We start from the raw sequence: 24,205 nt of genomic DNA, 5'->3' as shown, positions 1-24,205 counted from the left end.
GACGCCAAACGATGGTATTTGGCAGACGGTCAGGCGAGCCGCGCATTTATGACTGATGTTTCCCCAGGAAAGCCATCAGCCGATGAACCACCCCAAAAAGGGGTCGGTTGCACCTTGGGCGCGAATCCTATGCAACAAAATGAACAAGGTGCAACCAATTTGCGGCGATTAAGTTGCACCTTGTCGAATAATCGGCTGCCAACGACGCTTTTGCTCCCTTTTGGAGCAAGAAACCGGTTTTTCAGAAGTAAATGCACCATCAGGAGGCAAGCCGGATCAGGCAGGAATTTTATTCCTGACAAGCTGCGGTTTTTTCCGTCCGAAAATGGGTTGCACCCGGTTGCACCTATTTCAGCGCGCGGATAATCTTGCCGCCAGCTGATGCCACACGTGCGTGGCAAACATGAGGATAAAAATATGGCTACCACCACCCTCGGGGTCAAACTCGACGACCCAACCCGCGAGCGCCTCAAGGCCGCTGCGGCCTCGATCGATCGTACGCCGCACTGGCTGATCAAGCAGGCGATTTTCAATTACCTGGAAAAACTCGAGGGTGGTGCAACCCTGTCCGAGCTGAGCAGTGTCACCGCCAAAGACGGCGATGACGCCGGCGAGGTGCAGACCGATCACGCTCACCAATGCTTCCTGGAGTTCGCCGAGAGCATCCTCCCGCAATCGGTGCTGCGCGCGTCGATCACCGCCGCCTACCGTCGTCCGGAGCCGGAAGTGGTGCCGATGCTGCTGGAGCAGGCGCGCCTGCCGGCCGCCACCGCCGAAGCCGCGAACAAGCTGGCGGCCTCGATCGCCGAGAAACTGCGCAACCAGAAGAGCGCCGGCGGCCGTGCCGGTATCGTCCAGGGCCTGCTGCAGGAATTCTCCCTGTCGTCCCAGGAAGGCGTGGCGCTGATGTGCCTGGCCGAAGCCCTGCTGCGCATTCCCGACAAGGGCACCCGTGACGCGCTGATCCGCGACAAGATCAGCACCGGCAACTGGCAGCCGCACCTGGGCAACAGCCCGTCGTTGTTCGTCAACGCTGCCACTTGGGGCCTGTTGCTCACCGGCAAGCTGGTGTCGACCCACAACGAGGCCGGCCTGACCTCTTCCCTGAGCCGCATCATCGGCAAGAGCGGCGAGCCGATGATCCGCAAGGGCGTGGACATGGCCATGCGCCTGATGGGCGAGCAGTTCGTCACCGGCGAAACCATCGCCGAAGCCCTGGCCAACGCCAGCAAGTTCGAAGCCAAGGGCTTCCGCTATTCCTACGACATGCTCGGCGAAGCGGCACTGACCGAGCACGACGCGCAGAAATACCTCGCCTCCTACGAGCAGGCCATCCATTCCATTGGCAAGGCCTCCCACGGCCGCGGCATCTATGAAGGCCCGGGCATCTCGATCAAGCTCTCGGCCCTGCACCCGCGCTACAGCCGCGCCCAGTACGAGCGCGTGATGGAAGAGCTGTACCCGCGCCTGCTGTCCCTGACCCTGCTGGCCAAGCAGTACGACATCGGCCTGAACATCGACGCCGAGGAAGCCGACCGCCTGGAGCTGTCCCTGGACCTGCTGGAACGCCTGTGCTTCGAGCCGCAACTGACCGGCTGGAACGGTATCGGCTTCGTGATCCAGGCCTACCAGAAGCGCTGCCCGTACGTGATCGACTACGTGATCGATCTGGCCCGTCGCAGCCGTCACCGCCTGATGATCCGCCTGGTGAAGGGCGCCTACTGGGACAGCGAGATCAAGCGCGCCCAGGTCGAAGGCCTGGAAGGCTATCCGGTCTATACCCGCAAGGTGTACACCGACGTTTCCTACATCGCCTGCGCACGCAAACTGCTGTCGGTGCCGGAAGTCATCTACCCGCAGTTCGCCACCCACAACGCCCACACCCTGTCGGCGATCTACCACATTGCCGGTCAGAACTATTACCCCGGCCAGTACGAGTTCCAGTGCCTGCACGGCATGGGCGAACCGCTGTACGAGCAAGTGGTGGGCAAGGTCGCCGATGGCAAGCTGAACCGTCCGTGCCGCGTGTACGCACCGGTCGGCACCCACGAAACCCTGCTGGCCTACCTGGTTCGCCGCCTGCTGGAAAACGGCGCCAACACCTCGTTCGTCAACCGTATTGCCGACCAGTCGATCTCGATCCAGGAACTGGTGGCCGACCCGGTGAGCCAGATCGAGCAGATGGCCACCCTGGAAGGCGGCTTCGGCCTGCCGCACCCGCGCATTCCGCTGCCGCGTGACCTGTATGGCGCCGAACGCGCCAACTCCGCCGGCATCGACATGGCCAACGAACACCGCCTGGCGTCGCTGTCCTGCGCACTGCTGGCCACCGCCCACAACAACTGGAAGGCCGCGCCGATGCTCGGTTGCGCCGCCAGCAACGAAACCCCGGCGCCGGTCCTCAACCCGTCGGACCATCGCGATGTGGTGGGCCACGTACAGGAAGCCACGGTCGAAGACGTCGACAACGCCATCCAGTGCGCCCTCAACGCCGCGCCGATCTGGCAGGCCACGCCGCCGGCCGAACGCGCCGCGATCCTGGAACGCGCCGCCGACCTGATGGAAGGCGAGATCCAGCCACTGATGGGCCTGCTGGCCCGCGAAGCCGGCAAGACCTTCGCCAACGCCATCGCCGAAGTGCGTGAAGCCGTGGACTTCCTGCGTTACTACGCGGTGCAGGCTCGCAATGACTTCAGCAACGACGCCCATCGTCCGCTGGGTCCGGTGGTGTGCATCAGCCCGTGGAACTTCCCGCTGGCGATCTTCAGTGGCCAGGTCGCCGCCGCCCTCGCCGCCGGCAACCCGGTACTGGCCAAGCCGGCCGAACAGACCCCGCTGGTGGCGGCCCAGGCCGTGCGCCTGCTGCTCGAAGCCGGGATTCCCGAAGGCGTGCTGCAACTGCTGCCGGGCCAGGGCGAAAGCGTCGGTGCCCGCCTGGTTGGTGACGAGCGCGTCAAGGGCGTGATGTTCACCGGTTCCACCGAAGTCGCGCGCCTGCTGCAACGCAACATCGCCGGGCGCCTGGACAACCAGGGCCGCCCGATCCCGCTGATCGCCGAAACCGGCGGCCAGAACGCGATGATCGTCGACTCCTCGGCCCTGACCGAACAAGTGGTCATCGATGTGGTGTCCTCGGCCTTCGACAGCGCCGGCCAGCGTTGCTCGGCCCTGCGCGTGCTGTGCCTGCAGGAAGATTCCGCCGACCGCGTGATCGAAATGCTCAAGGGCGCCATGGCCGAAAGCCGCCTGGGCAACCCGGAGCGCCTGTCGGTGGACATCGGCCCGGTGATCGACGCCGAAGCCAAGGCCGGCATCGAGAAGCACATCCAGGCCATGCGCGACAAAGGTCGCAGCGTGTACCAGATGGCCATTGCCGACAGCGAAGAATGCAAGCGCGGCACCTTTGTCATACCGACCCTGATCGAGCTGGAAAGCTTCGATGAGCTGCAACGCGAGATCTTCGGCCCGGTGTTGCACGTGGTGCGCTACAAGCGCAAGGACATCGACCAGCTGATCGCCCAGATCAACGCCTCCGGCTATGGCCTGACCCTGGGTGTGCACACCCGGATCGACGAAACCATCGCCAAGGTGGTGGACAACGTCCACGCCGGTAACGTCTACGTCAACCGCAACATCGTCGGTGCCGTGGTCGGCGTGCAGCCGTTCGGCGGCGAAGGCCTGTCGGGCACCGGCCCGAAAGCCGGCGGCCCGCTGTACCTGTACCGCCTGCTGTCGACCCGTCCGGTGGACGCCATCGAGCAATCCTTCGCCCGCGCCGATGCCGCCAACGCTCCGGACCTGCGCCTGCGCGAAGTCCTCGGCAAGCCGCTCAATGCCCTGCAAGCCTGGGCCGAGAGCAACAAGCTGGCGGAACTGGCGACCCTGTGCAAACAGTTCGCCGGCCAATCGCAAAGCGGCATCACCCGGCAACTGACCGGCCCGACCGGCGAACGCAACAGCTACGCCATCCTGCCTCGCGAGCACGTGCTGTGCCTGGCGGACATCGAAGGCGATCTGCTGACCCAACTGGCGGCCGTGCTGGCAGTCGGCGGTTCGGCAGTCTGGCCGGAAAGCGAGCTCAGCAAGGCACTGTTCGCCCGTCTGCCGAAGGACGTGCAGGCACGCATCCAGCGTGTGGCCGACTGGACCAAGGACGAGGTGGTGTTCGACGCGGTCCTGCACCACGGCGACTCTGACCAACTGCGCGGCGTTTGCCAGCAAGTGGCCCAGCGTGCCGGCGCCATCGTCGGCGTCCAGGGCCTGTCCCAGGGCGAGACGGCGATTGCCCTGGAACGCCTGGTGATCGAGCGCGCCCTGAGCGTCAACACCGCGGCGGCCGGCGGCAACGCCAGCCTGATGACCATCGGTTAAGAGCAGCGACAAGCTGCAAGCTACAAGCGGCAAGTAAGGGTGCAACGCCTTTGCCTGCAGCTTGTAGCTTGTAGCTTGTAGCTTGTAGCTTGTAGCTTGTAGCTTGTAGCTTGTAGCTTGTAGCTGCTTCTGCCCCTCCATCACCTTCATCAATCTTTCTATTCAGCCTTTATTCACGCGCCTAGACTCGGTCCATTCCCTAACCAACAGGTATGCCGCCATGTCCGAGACGCTGCTCAGTTCCCGCAATCTGGCTTTCGAACTGTATGAGGTGCTCGACGCCGAGGGCCTGACCCAGCGCGAGCGGTTTGCCGAGCACAATCGCGAAACCTTCGATGCCGCCCTGGGCACCGCGCGCAACATCGCCGAGAAGTACTTCGCCCCGCACAACCGCAAGGGCGATGAACACGAGCCGCGCTACGAAGACGGCCAGGCGGTGCTGATTCCTGAAGTGAAACCGGCGGTGGACGCCTTCCTCGAAGCCGGCTTCCTCAACGCCGCGCGCAGTTTCGACGCAGGCGGCATGCAGTTGCCGACCCTGTTGTCCCAGGCCTGCTTCGCCCATTTCCAGGCGGCCAACGCGGCCACCACGTCTTACCCGTTCCTGACCATGGGCGCGGCCAACCTGATCGAAAGCTTTGGCACCGACGAGCAGAAACAACGCTTCCTGCAACCGATGATCGACGGCCGCTTCTTCGGCACCATGGCCCTGACCGAGCCCCATGCCGGCTCCTCGCTGGCCGATATCCGCACCCGCGCCGAACCGGCAGGCGATGGCAGCTACCGGCTCAAGGGCAACAAGATATTCATCTCCGGCGGTGACCACCCGCTGTCGGAGAACATCGTGCACATGGTCCTGGCCAAGCTGCCGGACGCACCGCCCGGGGTGAAGGGCATTTCGCTGTTTATCGTGCCCAAGTTCCTGGTCAACGACGACGGCAGCCTGGGGCCGCGCAACGACGTGCTGCTGGCCGGGCTGTTCCACAAGATGGGCTGGCGCGGCACCACCTCCACCGCGCTGAACTTCGGCGATAACGGCCACTGCGTCGGCTATCTGGTGGGCCAGCCGCACCAGGGCCTGAGCTACATGTTCCAGATGATGAACGAGGCGCGGATCGGCGTCGGCATGGGCGCGGTGATGCTGGGTTATGCCGGCTACCTGTATTCCCTGGAATACGCCCGTGAACGCCCGCAAGGTCGCCTGCCGGACAGCAAGGACCCCACCACCGCACCGGTTTCGATCATCCAGCACGCCGATGTGCGACGCATGCTGCTGACCCAGAAAGCCTACGTCGAAGGTGCCTTCGACCTGGGGCTGTATGCGGCGCGGCTGTTCGATGACACCACCACCCTGGCCGACGACGGCGAACGCCAGCAGGCCCACGAACTGCTGGACCTGCTGACCCCGATCGTCAAATCCTGGCCGTCGGAGTTCTGCCTCAAGGCCAACGAGTTGGCGATCCAGATCCTCGGCGGCCACGGCTATACCCGGGAATACCCGGTGGAGCAGTACTACCGCGACAACCGCCTGAACCCGATCCATGAAGGCACCCACGGCATCCAGTCCCTCGACCTGCTGGGCCGCAAGCTGGCGCAGAACGGCGGCGCCGGGCTCAAGCGCCTGATCCGCCTGATCGCCGAGACCGGCGAGCGGGCCCGCGCCCATCCGTCGCTGGATGCCCTGCGCCAGCCTCTGGAGCAACTGGTGTCGCGCCTGCAGGGCGTGACCCTGGGTCTGCTGGGGGATCTGGCCACTGGCAAGGTCACGGCGACCCTGGCCAACTCGGCGCTGTATCTGAAGGCCTTCGGTCACGCGGTGATCGGCTGGCGCTGGCTGGAACAGGCCATCAGGGCCGAGGAAGGACTGGCCCGGGAAGTGGCGGCGGATCGGGATTTCTATCGGGGCAAGCTGCAGGCCGCGCGCTACTTCCTGACCTGGGAAGTGCCGGCCTGCCAGCATGAGCTGACCCTGCTGGAAGCACGGGACGCCACCTGCCTGGAGATGCAGGACGCCTGGTTCTGAGGCCCAGGCGGCCTGTCACACCGCGGCGCGCGGTTCGCTGGCAAGCCAGCTCCTACCAGAACTTTCACTCCACACCCGTAGGAGCCGGCTTGCCGGCGAAAGCGTCCGGCCTGGCACTACGCGGCCCGAGGTTCGCTGGCAAGCCAGCTCCTACCAGAACCTTCACTCCACACCCGTAGGAGCCGGCTTGCCGGCGAAAGCGTCAGGCCTGGCATTGCGCGGCGCGCGGTTCGCTGGCAAGCCAGCTCCTACCAGAACCTTCACTCCACACCCGTAGGAGCCGGCTTGCCGGCGAAAGCGTCAGGCCTGGCATTGCGCGGCCCGAGGTTCGCTGGCAAGCCAGCTCCTACAGGCTGGTCAGTGCAGCTTGAAACCACCCACCTGGCGCACCAGATCCTCGGCCAGGCGCTGCAGGGTCCGGCAGTCTTCACGGCAGCCATGCACTTCGGCCGCCGTGGCCCGGGCCAGATCGGAAATCCCCTGCACCGTGCGGTTGATCTCTTCGGTCACCGTCGACTGCTGCTCCGTGGCCGTGGCCACCTGCTGATTCATGTCGCTGATGCGCTCCACCTGCCCGGTGATCGCGGTCAGCGAGGCGCCGGTGCGCTGGCTGGATTCAACGCCGGTGCCGGTCGCCGTCTGCCCGGCATGCATCGAGGACACCGCGTTCTCCGCGCCTTGCTTGAGGCCCTGGATCATTTGCTGGATTTCATCGGTGGAGGTCTGGGTGCGCTGGGCCAGGGTGCGCACTTCATCGGCGACCACGGCAAAGCCACGGCCCATCTCGCCGGCCCGGGCCGCTTCGATGGCGGCGTTGAGGGCCAGCAGGTTGGTCTGTTCGGAAACCCCGCGAATCACCGCCAGCACCTGGTCGATGGAGGCCACCTGTTCCGCCAGCTCGCTCACGGCGCCGGCGGCCAGGGCAATGTCCCCGGACATGCTTTCGATATGCCGGATCGAGCCGCCCACCACCTCCCGGGCCTGCAAGGCTTCGTCCCGGGCCGCCTGGGAAGCGTCCGCCGCTTGCCCCGCATTGCGCGCAATGTCCTGGACCGTCAGGCCCATCTGGTGCACCGCAGTGGCCACCGTGTCGGTCATTTCCTGTTGCTGTCCGGAGCGCTCGGCGGTGTTCTCCACCACCGCCGCCACCTGGCTCACCGAGGAACGCAGGCGTTCGGTGGTGGCCAGCACCTCGCCGATCATGCCGCGCTGGCTGTCGAGGAAGCGGTTGAAGCCCCGCGCCAAGTCCCCCAGTTCGTCGGCGCGGCTGGCGTCCAGGCGCAGGGTCAGGTCACCGCCACCGCTGCCGATGGCCACCAGCCCCTCGGTCACTTGCCGGACCGGACGCACCAGGCCACGGGCCAGCAGTACCACCAGCAACAGGCAGACCGCGGCAATGCCCAGGCCGATCAGGCTGGTGAGCCAGATCGCCCGATGCGCCTCGGCGTAGATCTGCTCCTGCGGCACCTCGGCCACCAGGCTCCAGCCAAAGCCGCGCAGGGGCAGGCTCAGGGCCAGGTAGTCTTCGCCGTCACGCTCGAAATGACTGCTGGTCAGCCCCTCGTGCCCCATCAGCGCCTCGGCGGCGGTCGCGCCGATCTGCTCGGACAACTGTCGCTTGCCACTGAATTCGGCGTCCGGATGGACCTGGATCAAACCATCGCTGCGCACCAGAAACACCCGGCCGCGCTCGCCAAAGCTGTAGTCGTGAATCAGCTTCGACAGCTCGGTCATGCGCAAGCCCAGGCCGGTGACGCCCACCAGCGCACCGTCCTTCTCGACCCGGTAGTTGATGAACAGCGCCAGCTCGCCGCTGGCAACGTCGATATCGATGTTCAGCACTCGCGGCTTGCCGCTGTCGATAAAGCGATAGAACCAGGCGTCCTTGGGATTGTCCCGGCTGAGGGTCCGGTCCAGGCCTTTCTGGTTGTAGTAATGATGGCTGAGCGGGCTGGCCATCATGGTGGTGAACGCCTGGTTCTCGGCGCGGATGTCTTCCAGGTAGCTGATGAAGCTCTGCGCCCGAGCCGGGTCCTCGCCCGCCGCCAGCCAGTCGCGCAGCATGCCGTTGCCGGCCAGGTCCCGGGCGGCGGTCAGCGGCTGGGTGAGAATGCGCTCGATATCGTTGCGCATGGCTTCGATGCTCGAAGGTAGCGCCCTGTCCACCAGATAGTTCTGGGTCAGGTGATTGATCAGTACCGTGTAGATGGCTACTACCACCAGCAGGCTGACCAACAGGGCCGACCCCATGCTGAGGATCAGCTGCCATTGAATACTGCGTCGCCAGAATTGCATGGAACACCTCTTTCTTATGGTTATAAGAGGCTGAGATACCGCGCCAGCCGCGGGAAGTTGTATACAAACATTGACCCTGCTTGTCCAACCCGTTACCCGCCGGCTGTGTGCACTTCCATCAATTCTGTTGAATGGTCTTGGCGATCACCTCGACGGTGGCGCTCACCTGCTCCTCATAACGGGCCAGTTCCTGGGCATGGCGCTTTTGCATCTCGATCTGCTGCGAGCACAGGTTCATCGCCGCCAGCACCAGCAGGCGCTCGCCAATCAGCGTCGGGTATTTCTTCTTGGTGTCGGCCAGGGCCGCCTTGAGCATCAGCGCGGCGTCCATGAGGGTCTGTTCCTCACCGGCCGGGGCCTTGATCGAGTAATCCTCGCCCAGGATCGAGATCACCTTCACCCCATCGATATGGTGTCTCATGGGTTGGCCGGGCTCGCACTGACGCGCTCAACCAGGGCCTGGATGCGGGCTGCGGTCGCGCCTTGTTTCTCTTCCTGTTCCATCAGGCTCAATTGCAGGCTTTCGTTTTCATCCTTGGCCTGGGCCAGTTGTTCCTTGAGGGCTGCGTTCGTGCCGAGCAGCTCCTGGTTCTGTAGCACCAGGTCGCTGACCAGCTGTTCCAATTGGCTGAGGGATGCTTCCAACATTTTGATCTTCCGGGCTTTTTGCAAAGGGCGCGTACGATAAAGAAAAGTCACCTTGGATACCAGGGTTATCCAGGCGCAAGGCCTTGATTTTACTGGCGGTGACCCTTCCGCGAGAGCTGCTAGAGACTGCCATTCGCCCTGTGGGTTCCTGACGTTCCGTCGGGCCGTCGGGACTTTTCTGAAATTTCCCAACGAGCACTCAGACTTTTCTGAAACTGCTCCTGACGATTCAAGAAGCATTTTTTCAACGCGATAGCACAGGTACTTCCCAGCCCCACACGCGCAAGCTGCGCACATCCGAGGTAGGTTCAATGTCCCTGCGTACCCTGAATATCGCTCCGAGGGCATTCCTCGGTTTTGCCCTGATAGGTGGCTTGATGCTGTTTCTGGGGATCTTTGCCCTGAACCAGATGAGCAAGATCCGCGCGGCGACCGAACGCATCACCCAGGACACCATCCCCAGCATCAAGAGCGTCGACGACTTCACCCAACTGAGCCTGCGCCTGCGGGTCCAGGCCTATCGACTGCTGCTCAACCGCGACCCCGAGGAACAGCAAAAGACCCTGGACTCCATCAGCCAGCGCAACCAGAAGATCGATGAAACCCGGGCCCGCTACCAACAGCTCATCAGCAGCCCCGAGGAAAAAGCCGCTTACGATCAGTACCTGGAGCTGCTGAGCCACCACCGCCAACTGGAAGCCCAGTTGATCGAGCTGTCGCACAACAACCAGCTCGAAAGCATGCAGCAGTTGCTCAACACCGAACTGATGGCCAGCGCCGAAAAGATCAACGCCCTCCTCAACCAACTGGTGGAGATCAACACCCAGTACTCCCAGGCCGCCGATCAAGACGCGGCCGAGCAATACACCACCGCCTTCAATCTGGTGGTGAGCCTGCTGGTACTGGCCAGCGCCCTGACCCTGCTGTTCGCCTGGCGACTGATTCGCAGCATCACCCTGCCGATCGCCAACGCCCTGCATGCCGCCGAAACCATCGCCGAAGGCAACCTGACCCAACCGATCACCGTGGATGGCCGCGACGAAGCCGGCCGCCTGTTGCAGGCCATGCTCACCATGCAGGAAAAGCTGCGGGACACCCTGCAACGCATTTCCGCCTCCGCCGGCCAGCTGGCCTCGGCGGCCGAGGAACTCAACAGCGTCACCGACGAAAGCGCCCGTGGCCTGACCCAGCAGAACAACGAGATCGAGCAAGCCGCGACGGCGGTCAATGAAATGACCAGCGCCGTAGAAGAAGTGGCCCGCAATGCCGTCAGCACCTCCGAAGCCTCGAAGAACGCCACCACCTCCGCCGGCGACGGTCGCGACCTGGTGCAGGAAACCGTGTCCGCCATCGAGCGCATGAGCTCGGACGTACAGAGCACCGCCAGCCTGATCGGCGATCTGGCCAACGAGTCGCGGGACATCGGCAAGGTGCTGGACGTGATCCGCGGCCTGGCCGACCAGACCAACCTGCTGGCGCTCAATGCCGCCATCGAAGCCGCCCGTGCCGGCGAGGCCGGCCGCGGCTTTGCCGTGGTCGCCGATGAAGTGCGCGCCCTGGCCCACCGCACCCAGCAGTCCACCAGCGAAATCGAACGCATGATCGGCAGCATCCAGAGCGGCACCGAACATGCCGTGGACTCCATGCGCAACAGCACCGAACGCGCCGAGTCGACCCTGAACATCGCCCGTGGCGCCGGTCTGTCCCTGGACACCATCAACAGCGCCATCATCGAGATCAACGAACGCAACCTGGTGATCGCCAGCGCCGCCGAGGAACAGGCCCAGGTGGCCCGGGAAGTGGACCGCAACCTGGTGAACATCCGCGACCTGTCGGTGCAATCCACCACCGGGGCCAACCAGACCCGCTCCGCCAGCAGCGAATTGTCGGGCCTGGCCGTGGACCTGAACAATCTGGTGACCCGGTTCCAGCTGTAACACCCCCCCTTGCGTCCTGCTCCAGCCCTCTAGTGCGGGGGCTGGAGCCAGGGGTAGCGGCGCTTGGCGCTGCCGGGGCGGTGCATGGGCGGGCGGCTAAATCCGCGGCGTGACTCAAGACTTTAGTCGTACGACCGATATGTCACGGTAGATCAGTCTCAAGCCCCGCACGGATGCGCCCTTTTTGGTACTCACCATGTCCCTTCGTAATATGAATATCGCTCCGCGGGCCTTCCTCGGTTTTGCCATGATCGGCGGCTTGATGCTGATCCTCGGGGTGTTCGCCCTGAATCAGATGAGCAAGATCCGCGGTGCCGCCGAGGACATCACCCTGAGCAGCGTGCCGAGCATCAAGAGCCTCGACGAATTCACCCAGCTGACCCTGCGCCTGCGGGTGCTGTCCTACCGTTTGCTGGTCAACCGCGAGCCGGATGTGCAGCAAAAGACCGTGGAACTGCTGGAGATGCGCAACCAGCAGATCCGCACGGCCCAGACGACCTATGAAAAGCTGATCAGCAGCCCGGCGGAAAAAGCCGCCTATGACCAGTACGTGCAGTTGCTGGGCCAGTACCGGCAGATCGAAGAGCGGATGAAGAGCCTGTCCCGCAGCAATCAGGTGGACGAGTTGCGCAACCTGCTCAACACCGACCTGCTGAACAACTCCGAAGCCATGAACACCGTGCTCAACCGCCTGCTGGAGATCAACACCCAGCAGACCCTGGACACCAACCAGCAAGCCGCTGAGCAGTACTCCTCGGCCTTCGCTCTGGTGGTGGGCCTGCTGGTGCTGGCTACCGCCCTGACCCTGCTGTTCGCCTGGCTGCTGACCCGCAGCATCACCCTGCCGATCGCCAACGCCCTGAGCGCCGCCGAAGAGATCGCCGAAGGCAACCTGACCCGGCCGATCCGGATCGACGGCAGCGACGAGGCCGGGCGCCTGTTGCAGGCCATGGCCAAGATGCAGGAAAAACTGCGCGACACCCTGCAACGCATCTCCGGCTCCGCCGGCCAACTGGCCTCGGCGGCCGAGGAACTCAACAGCGTCACCGACGAAAGCGCCCGTGGCCTGACCCAGCAGAACAACGAGATCGAGCAAGCCGCGACGGCGGTCAATGAAATGACCAGCGCCGTGGAAGAAGTGGCCCGCAACGCCGTCAGCACCTCCGAAGCCTCGAAGAACGCCACCACCTCCGCCGGCGACGGTCGCGACCTGGTGCAGGAAACCGTGTCCGCCATCGAGCGCATGAGCTCGGACGTACAGAGCACCGCCAGCCTGATCGGCGATCTGGCCAACGAGTCGCGGGACATCGGCAAGGTGCTGGACGTGATCCGCGGCCTGGCCGACCAGACCAACCTGCTGGCGCTCAATGCCGCCATCGAAGCCGCCCGTGCCGGCGAGGCCGGCCGCGGCTTTGCCGTGGTCGCCGATGAAGTACGCGCCCTGGCCCACCGTACCCAGCAGTCCACCAGCGAAATCGAACGCATGATCGGCAGCATCCAGAGCGGCACCGAACATGCCGTGGACTCGATGCGCAACAGCACCGAACGCGCCGAGTCGACCCTGAACATCGCCCGTGGCGCCGGTCTGTCCCTGGACACCATCAACAGCGCCATCATCGAGATCAACGAACGCAACCTGGTGATCGCCAGCGCCGCCGAGGAACAGGCCCAGGTGGCCCGGGAAGTCGACCGCAACCTGGTGAACATCCGCGACTTGTCGGTGCAATCGTCCACCGGCGCCAACCAGACCAGTGCAGCCAGCAACGAGCTGTCGCGCCTGGCCGTGGACCTCAACAGCCTGGTGGCGCGCTTCAGCCTTTGAAGCACCGGGCCAGGCTCGGCAAAGACCCGGCGCACAGCACGTGCGCCGGATCGGCCGGTGCCATTGAAAGCTTTTTGACAGCGGCACATTTCAACAGGTTAGAATCGCTGGCACGCAGACTGCATGGTCAGTTTGCGCCCGCCTTTTTCACCCTGGAGTACTGCCTTTGAATGCGACGACCATCAACAGCCTGTTCTTGATCGGCGCGTTGCTGGTAGGTGCGAGCATTCTGGTGAGTTCACTGTCCTCCCGGCTCGGCATCCCGATTCTGGTGATCATCCTAGCCGTGGGCATGACCGCCGGGGTCGACGGCGGCGGCATCATCTTCAACAACTACCCGACCGCCTACCTGGTGGGCAACCTGGCCCTGGCCGTGATCCTGCTGGACGGCGGCCTGCGCACCCGGGTGGCGAGTTTCCGCGTGGCCCTGTGGCCGGCGCTGTCCCTGGCCACGGTGGGGGTGCTGATCACCACCGGGCTGACCGGCATGGCCGCGGCCTGGCTGTTCGACCTCAATTTGATCCAGGGCCTGCTGATCGGCGCCATCGTCGGCTCCACCGACGCCGCGGCGGTGTTCTCGCTGCTGGGGGGCAAGGGTCTCAACGAACGGGTCACCGCCAGCCTGGAGATTGAGTCCGGCAGTAACGATCCGATGGCGGTGTTTCTCACCGTGACCCTGATCGACATGCTCGCCAGCGGCCACACCGGCCTGCACTGGGGCCTGCTGGGGGACCTGGTCCGCGAATTCGGCATCGGCGCGGTGATCGGCCTGGGCGGCGGCTGGCTGATGCTGCAACTGGTCAACCGCATCCACCTGGCCAACGGCCTGTACCCGATCCTGGTGATCGCCGGCGGCCTGGTGGTCTTTGCCCTGACCAACGCCCTGCACGGCAGCGGCTTTCTGGCGGTGTACCTGTGCGGCCTGGTGATCGGCAACCGCCCGGTGCGCAGCCGCCACGGCATCCTGCACATGCTCGACGGCATGGCCTGGCTGGCACAGATCGGCATGTTCCTGGTGCTGGGACTGCTGGTCACCCCCCACGACCTGCTGCCCATCGCCCTGCCGGCCCTGGGCCTGGCGCTGTGGATGATCCTGTTCGCCCGGCCGCTGTCGGTGCTGGTGGGCCTGGCGCCGTTCAAGGCCTTCCACGGCCGGGAAAAGGCCTTTATCTCCTGGGTCGGCCTGCGGGGCGCGGTGCCGATCATTCTCGCGGTGTTCCCGTTGATGGCCGGGCTGCCCAACGCCCAGCTGTACTTCAACCTGGCGTTCTTCATCGTGCTGATCTCGCTGCTGGTGCAGGGCACCAGCCTGCCGTGGGTGGCCAAGTGGCTGAAGGTCACGGTGCCGCCGGACCCGGCGCCGATCTCCCGATCGGCCCTGGAAGTCCATGTCACCAGCGAGTGGGAGATGTTCGTCTACCGCCTGGGAGCGGAAAAGTGGTGCATCGGCGCCGCCCTGCGGGAGCTGAAGATGCCCGAAGGCACGCGGATTGCTGCGCTGTTTCGCGGCCAGCAACTGCTCCATCCGTCGGGTAGTACCGTGCTTGAGGCCGATGACTTGCTGTGCGTGATCGGCCATGAACACAACCTTCCGGCCCTGGGCAAACTCTTCAGCCAGGCGCCGGAGCGCGGGCTGGACCTGCGCTTCTTCGGCGACTTCGTCCTCGAAGGCGACGCCCAGCTGGGCGCGGTGTCGGCGCTCTACGGGCTCAAGCTCGACGGCCAGGACGCGGACATGCCGCTGGGGGCGTTCATCGCCCAGAAGGTCGGCGGTGCACCGGTGGTCGGCGACCAGGTGGAGTGGAACAACACCATCTGGACCGTGGCGGTGATGGACGGGAACAAGATCGGCAAGGTGGGCGTCAGATTCCCCGAAGGAAGTCGCCCCGGCCCCGGCCTCTTCCTCTAAACTGCGGAGCGCGTCGGACCTGGTCGCGACGCGTCCCCCCATTCCTATTTGCTTGACCGACTTCTATGCCTAACCTGCGTAAATTCTTCGCTGTTGCCCTGCTGGGCCTGAGTCTCTCTGTCGGCGCCGCACAGGGCGGCGATCCGCCCAGTGCCGAGTCGGTCCAGCAAAGCCTGGACAAGATCGCCGAACGCAAATTGCCGGAAGCCGATCAGAAGGCCCTGCAGACCCTGCTGCAAAACACCCTGAATCAGCTGAACAACAAGCAGGACTACGAGCGACGCCTCAGCGACCTGCGCCAGCAGTTGAGCAACGCGCCGCGCCAGACCACGGAAAACCAGCGGGAACTGGCACGCCTGAAGGCCAGCAAAGTGGTGCCGGTGGCCCAGCGCTACGGCTCGCTGGCGGTGTCGCAACTGGAGCAACTGCTGAGCGAACGCACCACCCTGCAAGGGGAGCTGCAAAAGGCCCTGGCCGACGCCAACACCCTGACCATCACCGCCCAGACCCGGCCCGAGCGGGCCCAGGCGGAAATCAGCAGCAGCCAGACCCGCATCCTGCAGATCAACGCCGCACTCAAGTCCGGCAAGGACGGCGGCAAGCTGCTCGGCGCCGATCAACGCAACCTGCTGAATGCCGAACTGGCGGCGATCAACGCCCTGATTCCCCTGCGCCGCCAGGAATTGGCGGGCAACAGCCAGTTGCAGGATCTGGGCAGCAGCCAGCATGACCTGCTGATGGAAAAGACCGCGCGCCTGGAGCAGGAAATCCAGGACCTGCAGACCCTGATCAACCAGAAGCGCCTGGCCCAGTCCCAGGAAACCGTGACCCAGCAGTCCATCGAGGCGCAGAAGGCCGGAAGCAGCAGCCTGCTGGCCACCGAAAGCGCCACCAACCTCAAGCTCTCCGACTACCTGCTCAAGAGCACCGACCGCCTCAACGAACTGACCCAGCAGAACCTGCAGACCAAACAGCAGCTGGACAGCGTGACCCAGAGCGATGCGGCCCTGGACGAGCAGATCAACGTGCTCAAGGGCAGCCTGCTGCTGTCGAAGATTCTCTACAAACAGAAACAGGCCTTGCCACGCCTGAAACTGGACCGCGACCTGGCGGACGAAATCGCCGATATCCGCCTCTATCAATTCGAGGTCAACCAGCAGCGGGAACTGCTGGGCAGCCCCAGCACCTACGTCGACAACCTGCTCAAGAGCCAGCCGCCGGAGCAGGTCACGCCGCAACTGCGCCGGACCCTGATCGACCTGGCGATGACCCGCGCCGATCTGCTGGAGCGCCTGAACCGCGAACTCAGCGCCCTGCTCAACGAGTCCATCACCCTGCAGCTGAACCAGAAGCAGTTGCTGAGCACCTCCCAGAGCCTGCGGGCGACCCTCGACGAGCAGATGTTCTGGATCCCCAGCAACAAGCCCCTGGACGCCGAGTGGCTGCAGGAAGTGCCCCAGCGCCTGCAGAAACAGGTCACCACCCTGCCCTGGGCCTCCAGCCTCAGTGAACTGACCGACGGCCTGGCGCAGCGGCCGTTGCTGTTCCTGCCCCTGGCGCTGCTGATCGGCGCCCTGCTGTGGCGGCGCAAGAACCTCTACGCGCGCCTGAGCAAGGTGCACAAGGACATCGGCCACTTCAAACGCGACAGCCAGTGGCACACGCCGCTGGCGATCCTGGTCAACATTCTCCTGGCGATGCCGGTGACCCTGGGCCTGGCGCTGTGCGGCTATGCCCTGCAGATCGACGCCCGGGGACAGAACGCCAACCTCGGCGCGGCGCTGCTGCAGATCGCCCAGGCCTGGCTGGTGTTCTACACCGCCTATCGGATCCTCGCCCCTGGCGGCGTGGCGGAACTGCATTTCCGCTGGGAAAAACCCCAGGTGGAATTCCTCCAGGGCTGGGTCCGCCGCCTGGGGCTGGTGGTCCTGGCGCTGGTGGCCGTGGTGGCCGTTGCCGAGCACCAACCCGCGGCCCTGGCCGATGACGTGCTGGGCATCGCCGTGGTGCTGACCTGCTACGGGCTGATGGCCTGGCTGCTGAGTCGCCTGCTGCTGAGCAGCCCGGCCCACGAGAATGCCTCGCTGTTCCGCAAGGCGGTGGGCCTGCTGTTCACCCTGCTGCCGATCGCCTTGTTCATCGCCGTGTGCTTCGGCTACTACTACACCGCGCTCAAGCTCAGCGACCGCCTGATCAACACCCTGTACCTGCTGATGTTCTGGCTGGTGATCGAGGCCACCTTCGTTCGCGGACTCGGGGTTGCGGCGCGGCGCCTGGCCTACCAGCGGGCCCTGAGCAAGCGCCAGGCGGCCAAGGAAGCCGGGGAAAGCGGCGACGCGGTGGTCGAAGAGCCGACCATGGACATCGAGAAGGTCAACGAACAGTCCCTGCGCCTGATCCGCCTGGCCCTGCTGGGAGGCTTCATCGCCGCGCTGTACTGGGTCTGGTCGGACCTGATCACGGTGTTCTCCTACCTGGACAACATCACCCTCTACGAATACACCAGCGGCACCGGCGCCAACATGAGCATGGTGCCCATCAGCATCGGCGATGTGATCGGTGCACTGATCATTGTCGGCATCACCTTCGCCCTGGCGCGCAACCTGCCAGGGCTCCTGGAAGTGCTGGTGCTGTCCAAGCTGAACCTGGCCCAGGGCAGCGCCTACGCCACCACCACCCTGCTGTCCTACGCCATTGCCGGGGTCGGCTTCGTCTCGACCCTGGCCACCCTCGGCGTCAGTTGGGACAAGCTGCAGTGGCTGGTGGCGGCCTTGTCGGTAGGCCTGGGTTTCGGCATGCAGGCGATCTTCGCCAACTTCATCTCCGGCATCATCATCCTGTTCGAGCGGCCGGTGCGCATCGGCGACACCATCACCATCGGCAACCTGTCGGGCACGGTGAGCAAGATCCGCATCCGCGCCACCACCATCACCGACTTCGACCGCAAGGACATCATCGTCCCCAACCAGACCTTCATCACCGGGCAACTGATCAACTGGTCGCTGACCGACACCGTGACCCGGGTGACCCTCAAGCTCGGCGTCGACTACGGCTCGGACCTGGACCTGGTGAAAGAGCTGCTGCTCAAGGCCGCCCGGGACAACCCGCGGGTGCTCAAGGAGCCGGAGCCCCATGTGTACTTCCTCAACTTCGGCGAAAGCACCCTGGACCACGAACTGCGCATGCACGTTCGCGAACTGGGGGACCGCAACCCGGTGGTGGACGAGGTCAACCGCTTCATCAACCGCGAGTTCAAGAAGCAGCACATCAACATCTCGTTCCGGCAGATGGAGGTCTACCTGAAGAACCTCCACGGCCAGGAATACAAGATGGTGCCCATCGAGCCGGAGGCCAAGACCATCGTCCCGGTGGCCGAAGGCAAGCCGCTGCAGGAACCGCCGCCAAGCAAACTCGACTAAGGCCTCTATCCCTAGCAGAATGCTCGGACATTCTGCTGGGAGATGGCCGTTGAAAGCCCTCGACGAACTGACCTTCGACAACCGCTTCGCTCGCCTGGGCGACGCCTTCTCGACCCACGTACTGCCCGAACCCCTCGACAACCCCAGGCTGGTGGCAGCCAGCCCGGCGGCCATGGCGCTGCTGGACCTGGACCCGGCCGTGGCCGAAAGCCCGGTGTTCGCCGAGCTGTTCGGCGGACACAAGCTGTGGGCCGAGGCCGAGCCCCGGGCCATGGTCTATTCCGGGCATCAGTTCGGCTCCTACAACCCGCAACTGGGGGACGGTCGCGGCCTATTGCTGGGCGAGGTCTACAACCAGGCGGGAGAACACTGGGACTTGCACCTGAAGGGCGCCGGGCAGACGCCCTACTCCCGCATGGGCGATGGTCGTGCCGTGTTGCGCTCGTCGATCCGCGAGTTCCTCGCCTCCGAGGCCCTGCATGCCCTGGGCATTCCCAGCAGCCGCGCGCTGTGCGTGATCGGCTCGGACACCCCGGTTTGGCGCGAGAAGCAGGAGCGCGGGGCGATGGTCCTGCGCCTGGCGCCGAGCCATGTCCGCTTCGGCCATTTCGAGTACTTCTACTACACCAAGAAACCCGAACAGCAGAAGCAGTTGGGGGAGCATGTGCTGACGCTGCATTTCCCCGAGTGCCTGGAGCAGCCGGAACCCTACCTGGCGATGTTCCGCGAGATCGTCGAACGCAACGCCGAGCTGATCGCCAAATGGCAGGCCTACGGCTTCTGCCACGGGGTGATGAACACCGACAACATGTCGATCCTGGGCATCACCTTCGACTTCGGCCCGTTCGCCTTCCTCGATGATTTCGACGCCCACTTCATCTGCAACCACTCCGATGACCAGGGTCGCTACTCCTTCAGCAATCAGGTGCCCGTCGGCCAGTGGAACCTCAGCGCCCTGGCCCAGGCCCTGACCCCGTTCATCAGCGTCGAGGCATTGCGGGAAAGTCTCGGTCTGTTCCTGCCGCTGTATCAGGCTCACTACCTGGACCTGATGCGTCGGCGCCTGGGCTTCACCCAGGCCGAGGACGACGACCAGAAACTGGTGGAACGCCTGCTGCAACTGATGCAGAACAGCGGCGTCGACTACAGCCTGTTCTTCCGCCACCTGGGGGACCAGGCGCCGGAGCAGGCGCTGGCCCGGCTGCGGGACGATTTCGTCGACCGCGACGGCTTCGATGCCTGGGCCGAGCAGTACCGGGAACGGGTCGCCCGGGATCCGATCCAGGGCCAGGACCTGCGCCGGCAGCGCATGCACGCGGTCAATCCGCTGTACATCCTGCGCAACTATCTGGCGCAGAAGGCCATCGACGCCGCCGAGTCGGGGGATTACTCGCAAGTGCGGCGCCTGCACCAGGTGCTGAGCCGGCCTTTTGAGGAACAAGAGGGCATGCAAGGGTATGCCGAACGTCCGCCAGAGTGGGGCAAGCACCTGGAAATCAGCTGCTCGTCCTGAGTCAGACGAAGGTCTCCATCGACACCTTGAAGCGCTCGGCCAGCCAGCGGACCTGCCGCAGGTTGAGCTGGCGCTTGCCGCTGAGCACTTGCGACACCACCGACTGCGCGCCCACCCCGGGCAGGTCGCTTTGAGTCAGGCCATGTACACCCATCAACGAACGTAGAACCTCCACGGCGCTGACCGCCGGCATCGGATGGTGCTCTTCGTCGTAGGCCTCGATCCAGTCACCCATGATGTCCACCAGCGAAGCCAGTGGGTGCGATTCGTCTTCGCCATGATGTCCAACAGCTCATCGAGTGCCAGGGCCAGCGCCTCGGCCATCGTGCAGAAAAGCGCCAAACACAAGATTGCGCATGGACCCGTCGGCAGCGGATGCGGATAATGCCCGCCCCTGATGTCCAGTACCTGCAAGGATGCGCATGAACCTGTTCCTGACCCTGGTCACCCTGGCTTTGGGCGTGATCACCCTGGTGTCGGCCGTCATCTACCTGAGCCGCCGCGCCAAGTACCGCATGAACCTGCAGGACCTGCGCCTGCACGGTAAACCGCACCGCACCATTACCCAGGCCGAACGGGACGAACTGACCAAACAGACCGCCAGCCTGCAACGTATCCAGGGCAGCGGCGGCATCTCCTACGAGCCGATCAGCGACAGCGTCTATCTGATTAGCGGCGGCACCGCGAGCGACGGGCTGGACCTGCAGGCGCTGTCGATAAAACACGTGTCGATCGCCGGTATTCCCGTGGAATTCCCCTACCCGATGGCCAGCTTCCTGGCTGAAAGCAACCAGGCCGAAGTGGTGATCGCCAAGACGTTCGCCGTGGTCATCGGCCTCAACGGGCATCGCCTGGCCCTGTGACGCACCGGCGGCCCGACTGCCACCTTCACCACTCGCCCATGCCACGAGCCCTGTCCCCCCCCGTCGACACCCTGCAAGAGTCCGCCATGAAACCTCGCTACCTGCTGCTGTTGCCCCTGCTGTTCGCCCTGACCGGGTGCAAGGAAGACTTCGCCACCCTGCACTTCCAGGATTCGGTGCGCTCCGATCCCAAGGCCGGCCCGCAATACTCCGACCAGTTGGTGCACGAGGCGTACAAGCAGAGTATCTACACGGCGCTCCGTGCCCAGGGCCTGGACCCGGATGCCATTGCCCTGGAGCGCGACAAGGAGGATGACAAGGTGATCCAGCTGCGCCTGGTGGACTACTCCCTGAGCCCGGAGCAACGGGGCCGCCTCCGGGCCGTCTTCGAGCAGGTCACCGAGGCGCGCAAGGCCAGCTCGATGAACCTGCACCTGGAACTGGACAACGCCCAAGCCAAGGTCACCCCGTCGGGCAGCAGCGACTTGCCGGACAGACTCGACGCCGGCCTGGCGTTCGAGCCGGAGTTCGGCATGCTGCTGGACCGCAGCTACGAAGACAGCATGCAGGCCATCGTCAACGCGAGCGAAATCCAAGGCCCGGTCAGTTGCAAGATCACCGCGCGCCTGACGCTGCCCATGCCCTTGAAACTGATCGCCTACGAAGCCCTTGAACAGGACAACAGCGAGCGCGGCCTGATCTCCTTGCTGACCCGCAGCGGCAGCATTGCCAAGGTGCCACTCAAGGTGCATTTCGATGACCCGGACCTGAACCGGCTCCTGCAGCAGAAAACCGTCCAGGCCTGGCCATCCAGCTCGAAGATCACCCGGCCCGCACCGGTGCCCCTCGACGAATTCGCCATCGTCATCGGCTCCATCGGCGTCCAGACCCTGACCTCGGCCCTGCCCTTCGACACCCGCAAGGACGAGCTGCAAGCGCTGTGCGATCAAAAGATGCAGACCCTGGGTCGGCCATTCACCTTTCAAATAGGCCGGACCCTGGATCGCTTGACCAGCGTCGACTTCCGCTAAGCGCCATTGCGCAACAAGGACCTCCATTGAACCGACGCCTCTGCACGGCAGCCCTGCTGCTGATGCTGCTGACCGGCTGCAAGCAGACCTACCTGACCCTGCATTTCCAGGACGAAGTGGGCGACCCCAAGCAGGCCCGGATCGTGCCGTACTTTGCAGAGACCATCACTCAGATGGCCACTGGGATCGGCATCGAGCCCGACGCCATCGGCCTGGAGATGGACCGCAAGGACGACAAGACCCTGCATATCAGCCTGGACAGCAGCGTGCCCGACAGCCAGCGCCAGCGTCTGCGGGCGCTGTTTAACGAAATTGTCGAGGCGCGCGCAGCCGGCACCTTCGAGGCCGTTCTGGAGATCGCCCCGGAAACCGGGAAATACACCAGCCCCGAGTACCGCAAAAGAGCCATGGCCTTGCCGCGCCACTTCTCCCTGGCGCTGGAGCCGGTGAAGTACGCCGCGGTGATGTTTCATTACTCGATGGAGGAATTGATCAGCGGCAAGCTCTCGGCCACCGGCACGCCCAACGAGGCGTTTTGCCAATACCAGGCCACCCTCCAGGCGCCGGGCATGCCGTTCAGCCAGATGGGCAGCAAGGCCGGGAGCGGACCAGGGGACTACAACGTGTATCTGGAGTGGAAAGACCACAAGCGCGAACCGGCGCAGTTCTTGTTCGGCAACATCAGGTTCGCCAACCCCATGCTCAACCAGATGCTGTTCGACAACCGCATCCAACTGTCCGCGATCAAGACCTCCTGGGGCTCGCGAGTGGATCGCCGCGCCGACCGCGTCGGCTTCAGTGTCGGTTCCCTGGGCTTGCAGTACCACGAGGATGGGGAGATTTCTCCGTTTCAGCACATAGGCTTCATGGGCAGGTGCGAGGGCATGGCCATGGACCTGGGCCGGCCCTTCACCTTCTACATCGGCCGCTCCATGGACCGTCTGCTCAGCGTCGAACTGGCCCCGCCCAGCACGTGAGGCCATGGCGACACCTGCCCGGCGAGCGCCAACTTGATATTCACCCCGGGCGCCGCCATCTAAGGCGCTCCACCTATTTGCGGAGCCCATCATGTCCGAGCCACTGCTGATTCCCTGCCCGCACTGCAACGGCCTCAACCGCATCCCCGGCGAACGCCTGGGCGATCACCCCAAATGCGGACGCTGCAAGGCCGAGGTCTTGCTGAGCAGGCCTTTTGACTTGAAACAGGGCGACTACGCCAGCCAGATCAAGGGCGACCTGCCGCTGCTGGTGGACGTATGGGCCGACTGGTGCGGGCCGTGCAAATCCTTTGCGCCGATCTTCGCGCAGGCCGCCGCGCAACTGAGTGGCAAGTGCCGGCTGGCCAAGCTGGACAGTGAAGCCAACCCGCAGCTCTCGGGGCAATTGGGCATTCGCTCGATTCCCAGCCTGATCCTGTTCAAGAACGGCCGGGAAGTGGCCCGGCAAAGCGGCGCCTTGCCATTGCCACAACTCTTGGGCTGGTTGCGCAGCCAGGGGATCTAACGCGACGTCATGAGCCGCAGGACACAGCCTGCGCTCACGAGGACTTGAGGGTCAGGCGTTTTCCAGCAGGTTGTGCAGGTCGACGAACTGCTGGGTCAGCTTGTGCCGTGGGTCGAGATGGATCAGCGGCATGCTGGCCTGGTGCGATTCACGCATGCGCACCGAACTGCCCAGGTACACCGGCAGCACCGGCAGACCTTCGCTGATCAACTCATCGAGCATCTGCTGCGGCAGACTGGCCCGGGCCTGGAACTGATTGACCACGATGCCCTCGACCTCCAGGCCCTCGTTGTGGTCTTCCTTCAACTCTTCGATCTCCGCCAGCAGGCCGTACAGCGCCTGACGGGAAAAACTGTCGCAGTCGAAGGGAATCAGCACGCGATCAGCGGCGATCAGCGCCGATACCGCATAAAAATTCAGGGCAGGCGGGGTGTCCAGGTAGATCCGATCGTAATCCTCGACCAGCTCGTCCAGCAGTTTGCGCAGCTTGTTGATCTTGTGCTTGGCCTCGAGCTTGGGCTGCAGGTCCGCCAGCTCGGCGGTGGCGGTCACCACGTGCAGGTTGTCGAAGGGCGTTTCGTAGATATCCACCTGATTCTTCTTGGCGAACGGCCCGGACGACAGGGTCTGCTTGAAGAAATCGGCAATGCCCATGGGAATGTCCTCGCCGGTCAGGCCGGTGAGGTACTGAGTCGAGTTGGCCTGGGCATCCAGGTCCACCAGCAAGGTGCGATAGCCCTCGCTGGCGCTGACCGCCGCCAGATTGCAGGCAATGCTGGATTTGCCGACGCCACCTTTCTGATTGAACACCACACGCCGCATGTCTAGACCTCCCTGTATCAAAGATCACCGAGTGTAGTAGGCCACGTCG

The 24,205-nt window shown here is 64.3% G+C and carries 15 protein-coding genes and 4 pseudogenes; 13 read left to right on the top strand and 6 right to left on the bottom strand.

Going from position 1 to position 24,205, the window contains the following annotated elements; translation table 11 throughout:
• Window positions 1-417: 417 nt before the first annotated feature.
• Window positions 418-4,371 carry a trifunctional transcriptional regulator/proline dehydrogenase/L-glutamate gamma-semialdehyde dehydrogenase gene (putA, locus tag POS17_RS02430; protein WP_060837203.1) on the top strand — a complete coding sequence of 1,318 codons (3,954 nt, stop codon included), beginning with the start codon at window positions 418-420 and terminating at the stop codon, window positions 4,369-4,371.
• Window positions 4,372-4,591: 220 nt separating this feature from the next.
• On the top strand, window positions 4,592-6,394 hold the full coding sequence (locus tag POS17_RS02425; RefSeq protein ID WP_060837202.1) for an acyl-CoA dehydrogenase: 1,803 nt from the start codon (window positions 4,592-4,594) through the stop codon (window positions 6,392-6,394).
• 357 nt (window positions 6,395-6,751) lie between these two features.
• Here the strand turns inward: POS17_RS02425 and POS17_RS32580 are convergent, their stop codons facing one another.
• The 4 genes and pseudogenes from POS17_RS32580 to POS17_RS02410 form a co-directional block, all read right to left on the bottom strand.
• Window positions 6,752-7,492, bottom strand: a complete 741-nt coding sequence (locus POS17_RS32580; protein ID WP_375136275.1) for a methyl-accepting chemotaxis protein — start codon at window positions 7,490-7,492, stop codon at window positions 6,752-6,754.
• 126 nt (window positions 7,493-7,618) lie between these two features.
• Window positions 7,619-8,644 (bottom strand): annotated as a pseudogene (locus POS17_RS32575) (HAMP domain-containing protein); the annotation flags it as partial.
• Window positions 8,645-8,807: 163 nt separating this feature from the next.
• Window positions 8,808-9,110 carry a cell division protein ZapA gene (locus tag POS17_RS02415; RefSeq protein WP_060837200.1) on the bottom strand — a complete coding sequence of 101 codons (303 nt, stop codon included), beginning with the start codon at window positions 9,108-9,110 and terminating at the stop codon, window positions 8,808-8,810.
• On the bottom strand, window positions 9,107-9,337 hold the full coding sequence (locus POS17_RS02410) for a hypothetical protein (protein ID WP_016962666.1): 231 nt from the start codon (window positions 9,335-9,337) through the stop codon (window positions 9,107-9,109). The genes POS17_RS02415 and POS17_RS02410 overlap by 4 nt, the downstream gene beginning before the upstream one ends.
• A gap of 311 nt (window positions 9,338-9,648) precedes the next feature.
• Here POS17_RS02410 and POS17_RS32570 point away from each other — a divergent pair.
• The 7 genes and pseudogenes from POS17_RS32570 to selO all read left to right on the top strand — a co-directional run.
• Window positions 9,649-10,419 (top strand): annotated as a pseudogene (locus tag POS17_RS32570) (MCP four helix bundle domain-containing protein); the annotation flags it as partial.
• Window positions 10,402-11,274, top strand: a complete 873-nt coding sequence (locus POS17_RS32565) for a methyl-accepting chemotaxis protein (protein WP_442963164.1) — start codon at window positions 10,402-10,404, stop codon at window positions 11,272-11,274. The pseudogene POS17_RS32570 and the gene POS17_RS32565, both read left to right, overlap by 18 nt.
• Before the next feature lie 196 nt (window positions 11,275-11,470).
• Window positions 11,471-12,241, top strand: a pseudogene (locus POS17_RS32560) (MCP four helix bundle domain-containing protein); the annotation flags it as partial.
• Window positions 12,224-13,096, top strand: coding sequence for a methyl-accepting chemotaxis protein (locus POS17_RS32555; protein ID WP_442963163.1), 873 nt, complete (start codon window positions 12,224-12,226; stop codon window positions 13,094-13,096). The pseudogene POS17_RS32560 and the gene POS17_RS32555, both read left to right, overlap by 18 nt.
• Window positions 13,097-13,262: 166 nt before the next feature.
• Complete coding sequence (locus POS17_RS02395; protein ID WP_060837197.1) at window positions 13,263-15,005, top strand: potassium/proton antiporter; 1,743 nt, start codon at window positions 13,263-13,265, stop codon at window positions 15,003-15,005.
• 65 nt (window positions 15,006-15,070) lie between these two features.
• Window positions 15,071-18,424 carry a mechanosensitive channel MscK gene (gene mscK, locus POS17_RS02390; protein ID WP_060837196.1) on the top strand — a complete coding sequence of 1,118 codons (3,354 nt, stop codon included), beginning with the start codon at window positions 15,071-15,073 and terminating at the stop codon, window positions 18,422-18,424.
• A 49-nt stretch (window positions 18,425-18,473) separates the two neighbouring features.
• Window positions 18,474-19,937 carry a protein adenylyltransferase SelO gene (gene selO, locus POS17_RS02385; RefSeq protein ID WP_060837195.1) on the top strand — a complete coding sequence of 488 codons (1,464 nt, stop codon included), beginning with the start codon at window positions 18,474-18,476 and terminating at the stop codon, window positions 19,935-19,937.
• A 1-nt stretch (window position 19,938) separates the two neighbouring features.
• On the opposite strand, the pseudogene POS17_RS02380 reads toward selO, so the two are convergent.
• Window positions 19,939-20,255: pseudogene (locus POS17_RS02380) on the bottom strand (helix-turn-helix domain-containing protein); the annotation flags it as partial.
• A gap of 104 nt (window positions 20,256-20,359) precedes the next feature.
• On the opposite strand from POS17_RS02380, the gene POS17_RS02375 reads away from it, so the two are divergent.
• From POS17_RS02375 to trxC, 4 genes are all read left to right on the top strand, one after another.
• Complete coding sequence (locus tag POS17_RS02375; protein WP_060837194.1) at window positions 20,360-20,800, top strand: IgaA/UmoB family intracellular growth attenuator; 441 nt, start codon at window positions 20,360-20,362, stop codon at window positions 20,798-20,800.
• An 86-nt stretch (window positions 20,801-20,886) separates the two neighbouring features.
• The gene (locus POS17_RS02370) at window positions 20,887-21,831 is read left to right on the top strand and encodes a hypothetical protein (protein ID WP_060837193.1); all 945 of its coding nucleotides are present in this window, start codon (window positions 20,887-20,889) and stop codon (window positions 21,829-21,831) included.
• A gap of 26 nt (window positions 21,832-21,857) precedes the next feature.
• On the top strand, window positions 21,858-22,808 hold the full coding sequence (locus tag POS17_RS02365) for a hypothetical protein (RefSeq protein WP_060837192.1): 951 nt from the start codon (window positions 21,858-21,860) through the stop codon (window positions 22,806-22,808).
• A gap of 91 nt (window positions 22,809-22,899) precedes the next feature.
• On the top strand, window positions 22,900-23,334 hold the full coding sequence (trxC, locus tag POS17_RS02360; protein WP_060837191.1) for a thioredoxin TrxC: 435 nt from the start codon (window positions 22,900-22,902) through the stop codon (window positions 23,332-23,334).
• A 51-nt stretch (window positions 23,335-23,385) separates the two neighbouring features.
• Here the strand turns inward: trxC and POS17_RS02355 are convergent, their stop codons facing one another.
• Window positions 23,386-24,156 (bottom strand): ParA family protein, encoded by a 771-nt coding sequence (locus tag POS17_RS02355; protein ID WP_060837190.1) that lies wholly within the window; start codon window positions 24,154-24,156, stop codon window positions 23,386-23,388.
• Window positions 24,157-24,205: the final 49 nt, after the last annotated feature.

This window comes from Pseudomonas sp. Os17 (assembly GCF_001547895.1).
Taxonomy (GTDB): Bacteria; Pseudomonadota; Gammaproteobacteria; order Pseudomonadales; family Pseudomonadaceae; genus Aquipseudomonas.
Note: the sequence above shows the minus strand (reverse complement) of the source record. Positions and strands in the feature narration are given on the sequence as shown.

Bases quoted from the DNA above. Each gene is read 5' to 3' on its own strand.
- putA (WP_060837203.1), top strand. From the start codon at position 418: ATGGCTACCACCACCCTCGGGGTCAAACTCGACGACCCAACCCGCGAG.
- POS17_RS02425 (WP_060837202.1), top strand. From the start codon at position 4,592: ATGTCCGAGACGCTGCTCAGTTCCCGCAATCTGGCTTTCGAACTGTAT.
- POS17_RS32580 (WP_375136275.1), bottom strand. From the start codon at position 7,492: ATGACCGACACGGTGGCCACTGCGGTGCACCAGATGGGCCTGACGGTC.
- POS17_RS02415 (WP_060837200.1), bottom strand. From the start codon at position 9,110: ATGAGACACCATATCGATGGGGTGAAGGTGATCTCGATCCTGGGCGAG.
- POS17_RS02410 (WP_016962666.1), bottom strand. From the start codon at position 9,337: ATGTTGGAAGCATCCCTCAGCCAATTGGAACAGCTGGTCAGCGACCTG.
- POS17_RS32565 (WP_442963164.1), top strand. From the start codon at position 10,402: ATGCTCACCATGCAGGAAAAGCTGCGGGACACCCTGCAACGCATTTCC.
- POS17_RS32555 (WP_442963163.1), top strand. From the start codon at position 12,224: ATGGCCAAGATGCAGGAAAAACTGCGCGACACCCTGCAACGCATCTCC.
- mscK (WP_060837196.1), top strand. From the start codon at position 15,071: ATGCCTAACCTGCGTAAATTCTTCGCTGTTGCCCTGCTGGGCCTGAGT.
- POS17_RS02375 (WP_060837194.1), top strand. From the start codon at position 20,360: ATGAACCTGTTCCTGACCCTGGTCACCCTGGCTTTGGGCGTGATCACC.
- POS17_RS02370 (WP_060837193.1), top strand. From the start codon at position 20,887: ATGAAACCTCGCTACCTGCTGCTGTTGCCCCTGCTGTTCGCCCTGACC.
- trxC (WP_060837191.1), top strand. From the start codon at position 22,900: ATGTCCGAGCCACTGCTGATTCCCTGCCCGCACTGCAACGGCCTCAAC.
- POS17_RS02355 (WP_060837190.1), bottom strand. From the start codon at position 24,156: ATGCGGCGTGTGGTGTTCAATCAGAAAGGTGGCGTCGGCAAATCCAGC.